This window comes from Stenotrophomonas capsici (assembly GCF_034961085.1).
Lineage (GTDB): Bacteria > Pseudomonadota > Gammaproteobacteria > Xanthomonadales > Xanthomonadaceae > Stenotrophomonas > Stenotrophomonas capsici.
On sequence record NZ_JAYFUH010000050.1, the window covers coordinates 1 to 4,224 of the forward strand.

Genomic DNA, 4,224 nt, shown 5'->3' on the forward strand with positions numbered 1-4,224 from the left:
AGGAACGGGTTCTCCGGGCGGAAGGTGTAGACCACCACCTGCAGGCCGGCGGCATGCGCATCCCCGACCAGTGCGGTGGGCGCAGCCAGGCCCCCCTGCGCGTTCCACGGGATCACCATGCGCCGTTCCGGGCCGATGGCGTCGGCGTAGCCGGCGATCTCCTTCAGCCCGGCCGGCGTCGCCATCTGCGCATACGTCAGCGTGCCGCCGGCCAGCACCACGTCGGCCGGCATGTCGCCGGCAGCATCCAGCAGCTGCAGCAGGCGGATGTTGGAATCGCGGCCCAGCTTGGCGCGCAGCGCGCGCAGGTTGGCGGTCTCGAAGGACTGCACCATCACCGGCGCCACCTTGGTATAGGCATTGCCCTGCAGCGCGGCCAGCAGCTTGTCTTCCATCGGCAGGCCAATGCCGCGGAAGTAGCTGCCGTGCTTGATCTCCGGCACCAGCCCGATGCCGCGGTTGGCGCGGCCGGCCTGCTGCACCAGGAAGCTGATGATCTCGTCCAGCGAGGCAATGCGGAACTGCCCGTCGAACGCAGTGCCGCGCACCTGTGGCAGGCGCTCGCGGGCGTACAGGGTCTTCAGCTCGGCCAGGGTGAAGTCTTCGGTGAACCAACCGTCGATCTTCTTCCCGTCGATCACCTTGGTGGTACGGCGCTCGGCGAATTCCGGATGCGCGGCGACATCGGTGGTCGAGCCGATCTCGTTCTCATGGCGTGCCACCAGCACGCCGTCCTTGGTCATCACCAGGTCCGGCTCGATGTAGTCGGCGCCGTCGGAGATGGCCTGGGCGTACGCGGCCAGGGTGTGTTCGGGCAGCAATGCGCTGGCACCACGGTGCGCGTAGACCGAAACGTGTGGATAACTCTGGGCGGCGTTGGCGTGCATTACCGGGCAGCATGCCATGCCTGCCATCATCAACCATCCCCACCTGGACATCGCACCGCACCTTCATCAAAAAACGAAGGCGCAATGATGCCGCTGCGATGTGACCGGCGAAAGAAAGAACGGCCTCAGGCCGGCTGCAATCGCCAGCCATCCCTGTCCAGCTGCAACGTGGCATCGATGCCAATGGCCTGCAGGAAGGCCGGATCGTGGGAGACCACCACCAGCGTGCCGCGGTACTGCCGCAGCAGGCCTTCCAGGGCTTCCAGTGATTCCAGGTCCAGGTGGTTGCCCGGCTCGTCCAGCAACAGCAGCTGCGCCGGCGGGTCCGCGTAGAGCACGCAGGCCAGCGCCGCCTTGAGCCGCTGCCCACCACTGAGCCGGGCCGAGGGCAGCACCGCCTGCGCGGCGTCCAGGCCCAGCAGCGAGAGACGGCTGCGAGAGACGGCTTCCTCCTGCAGCGGGTTGCTTTCGCGCAGCCCCTGCAGCGCACTGCATTGCGGCGGCAGGACCGCCAGTTGCTGGTCCAGCAGCGCTGCGGGCACCGCAACCTGTACGTTCCCCGCCACCGCTTCGCACTGACCGGCCAGCAGCTTGAGCAAGGTGGATTTGCCGGTGCCGTTGGCTCCACTCACGGCCAGGCGCTGGCCCCGGCGCAGCGACAGGTCCAGCGCGGGCTGCGCCGGGTCGCTCCACGGCAGACGCACGCCTTCCAACCGCACTACCCATTCCGGGCCACCGGGGAGCAGCGCCGGCATCAGCAACACCGGTGGCGGCGCATCCAGCTGCGCATGCGCTTGCCGCACCGCGTCGTCCAGCCCCGCATGCCGTTGCTGGAGCTGCTGTCGTGCCCTGCCGGCGTTGGCTTCGGCACGCTGGCGCTGCAGGCCCAGCAGGATCGGCGCCTGGTTGGCCCTGGCCGCATCGCGGCTGCCACGCGCGCTGCGCTGCTCCAGCCGTTCGCGTTGGACGCGCAACTCCTGCTCGCCCTTGCGACGTTCATGGCGACGCTGCTGCAACAGGGTTTCGGCCGCCGCCCTTGTGGCAGCGCGCGCCTGTGCATAACTGGCGTAGTTGCCGCCGTGGCTGCGCAGGCCCTGCGGCGACAATTCGACGATGCGCTCCACCTCGGCCAGCAACAGGCGGTCGTGGCTGACCAGCAGCACGCCCTGCCCCCGTGCCCGCAGTTGCGCGGCCAGCCACTGCCGGCCAGCCAGGTCCAGGTGATTGCTGGGCTCGTCCAGGATCAGCAGCTCCACTGGTTGCAGCAGCGCGCCCACCAATGCCACCCGCATCCGTTGCCCGCCGCTGAGCTTATCCACAGGCATGTCCGCAGAGACACCCTCCAGTCCCGCGTCGAACAACGCCTGCTGCAGCGTTTCGCGCAGCATCCACTGTTCGCCCACCGCGTCGAAGTCGGCCGGGTCGGTGCTGCCCGCCTCGATCCGCAGCAGCGCCGCCAACACGTTATCCACAGCGGCAAGCTCGGCTACCCGCTGCCCGGGAATCACCGCCACCTGCTGCGGCAGGTAGTGGACGCGGCCCACGCGCCGGCAGTGTCCGGCGCTGGGTACGCGCAGCCCGGCCATCATCTGCGCCAGCACGGACTTGCCCACGCCATTGCGGCCGACCAGGCCAGTCAGCCGGCCATCGAAGCGTGCGGTGAGATCAGAAAAAAGGCAGCGCCCATCGGGCGTGTGCCAAGCGACGCCATCCAGCGTCACGGATACGGAAGTTGTCATGCGTGGTTCCATCGATGCCCGAAGCACCCGGCCGCCAACGGCAGCAGGGACTGGAAGGGACCGTCATTGCGACGGTGGCATCAATGGCGCATTGGACTGGCTCCGCAGGCGGGGGGATCCCGTAACGGCGCATAGCCTACTGCGCGCAGGCTGAATGTGTCACCCCACGCGGGGCATCACTTGCCGATGCAGAAACTCGAGAAAATCCGCCCCAGCAGATCGTCAGCAGTCATCCGGCCGGTGATCTCGCCCAGTGCATCGTGGGCCATCCGCAGTTCCTCGGCGGCCAGTTCGAGCTGGTCGTGGTGCAGCTGCGCGTCGGCGATTTCCAGGTGCCCGGCGGCACTGGCGATGGCCTCGACATGGCGCAGGCGTGCGGAGAACTCCCCTTGCATGCCTTCCCCGGCACCGTCGCTGGCGATGGCGCGCAGGCGCGCGTGCAGCTGCTCCAGCCCTGCCCCGCTGGCCGCCGACAACGCGATGCTGTCGGCCCCCAGGTCCTGCGGCCACTGTGGCAGCAGGTCGCATTTGTTGAATACCCACAGCTGCCGCGCGGCCTGGGCGGCGGCATCGCCAATGGCCTGCTTGCCCGCGTCCGGATCACGCGCATCCAGCACCACGATGGCCAGGTCGGCGCGCTGCATTTCGGCACGGGCGCGGCGCATGCCTTCACGTTCGATGGCATCGCCACCTTCGCGCAGGCCGGCCGTGTCCACCAGTTCCAGCTCCAGGCCATCGATGCGAATGGTTTCGCGCAGCGTGTCGCGGGTGGTGCCGGCGATGTCGGTGACGATGGCGCGCTCGCTGCCGGCCAGGGCATTGAGCAGCGAACTCTTGCCTGCGTTGGGCGGGCCGATCAGCACCGCGTGCAGGCCATCACGCAGCTTGCGGCCACGCTCGGCGTCGATGCGCAGCTGCTCCAGCAGCGCACGCGCCTGTTCGATGCCGGCGCGCACCTGCGCACCGCCCAGCGTATCCAGTGGCTCATCGGCAAAGTCGATGGCCGCTTCGACGTGGATGCGCAGGCGCACCAGTTGTTCGCCGACCTCTTCCACCCGCCGCGAGAACACGCCATCGAGCGAACGCCGCGCGGCGCGTGCGGCGCGCACGTCGCCCGCCGCGATCAGGTCGGCGATGGCTTCGGCCTGGGCCAGGTCGAGCTTGCCGTTGAGGAAGGCCCGCTCGCTGAACTCACCGGCACGCGCCTGGCGCGCGCCCAGTTCGATGCAGCGCGCGAGCAGTTGTCGCAATACGACCGGACTACCGTGGCCCTGCAGTTCCACCACGTCCTCGCCGGTGAAGCTGCGCGGGCCGGGGAAGTACAACGCGATGCCGTCATCGATCACCTCGCCGCCTGCATCGCGGAACCTGGCGTAGTGCGCGTGCCGCGGCTGCAGCATCGGGCAACCGAGGGCAACGGCGATCTGCAATGACCGCGGCCCGGAGACGCGCAGCATGCCGACGCCGCCGGCAGCGGCGCCGCTGGCAATGGCAACGATGGTCTGGCCGGTGGACAACGCGCTCATCGGTTACAGCTTCTGCAGTTGCGCACGCGCCTTGGCCGCGCCGCTGCCTTGCGGTTGCAGCTCCAGGTAGGT

3 protein-coding genes are annotated in these 4,224 nt (G+C 68.8%); all 3 read right to left on the minus strand.

Features of this window, described 5'->3' with window-relative positions; genetic code table 11:
* The coding region (locus tag VA603_RS01675; protein WP_323437758.1) for a glycerophosphodiester phosphodiesterase family protein at positions 1-887 on the minus strand (887 nt) is incomplete at its 3' end.
* Positions 888-1,012: 125 nt separating this feature from the next.
* On the minus strand, positions 1,013-2,626 hold the full coding sequence (locus VA603_RS01680; protein ID WP_323437759.1) for an ABC-F family ATP-binding cassette domain-containing protein: 1,614 nt from the start codon (positions 2,624-2,626) through the stop codon (positions 1,013-1,015).
* A gap of 176 nt (positions 2,627-2,802) precedes the next feature.
* Positions 2,803-4,152 (minus strand): tRNA uridine-5-carboxymethylaminomethyl(34) synthesis GTPase MnmE, encoded by a 1,350-nt coding sequence (gene mnmE / locus VA603_RS01685; protein ID WP_323437760.1) that lies wholly within the window; start codon positions 4,150-4,152, stop codon positions 2,803-2,805.
* Positions 4,153-4,224: the final 72 nt, after the last annotated feature.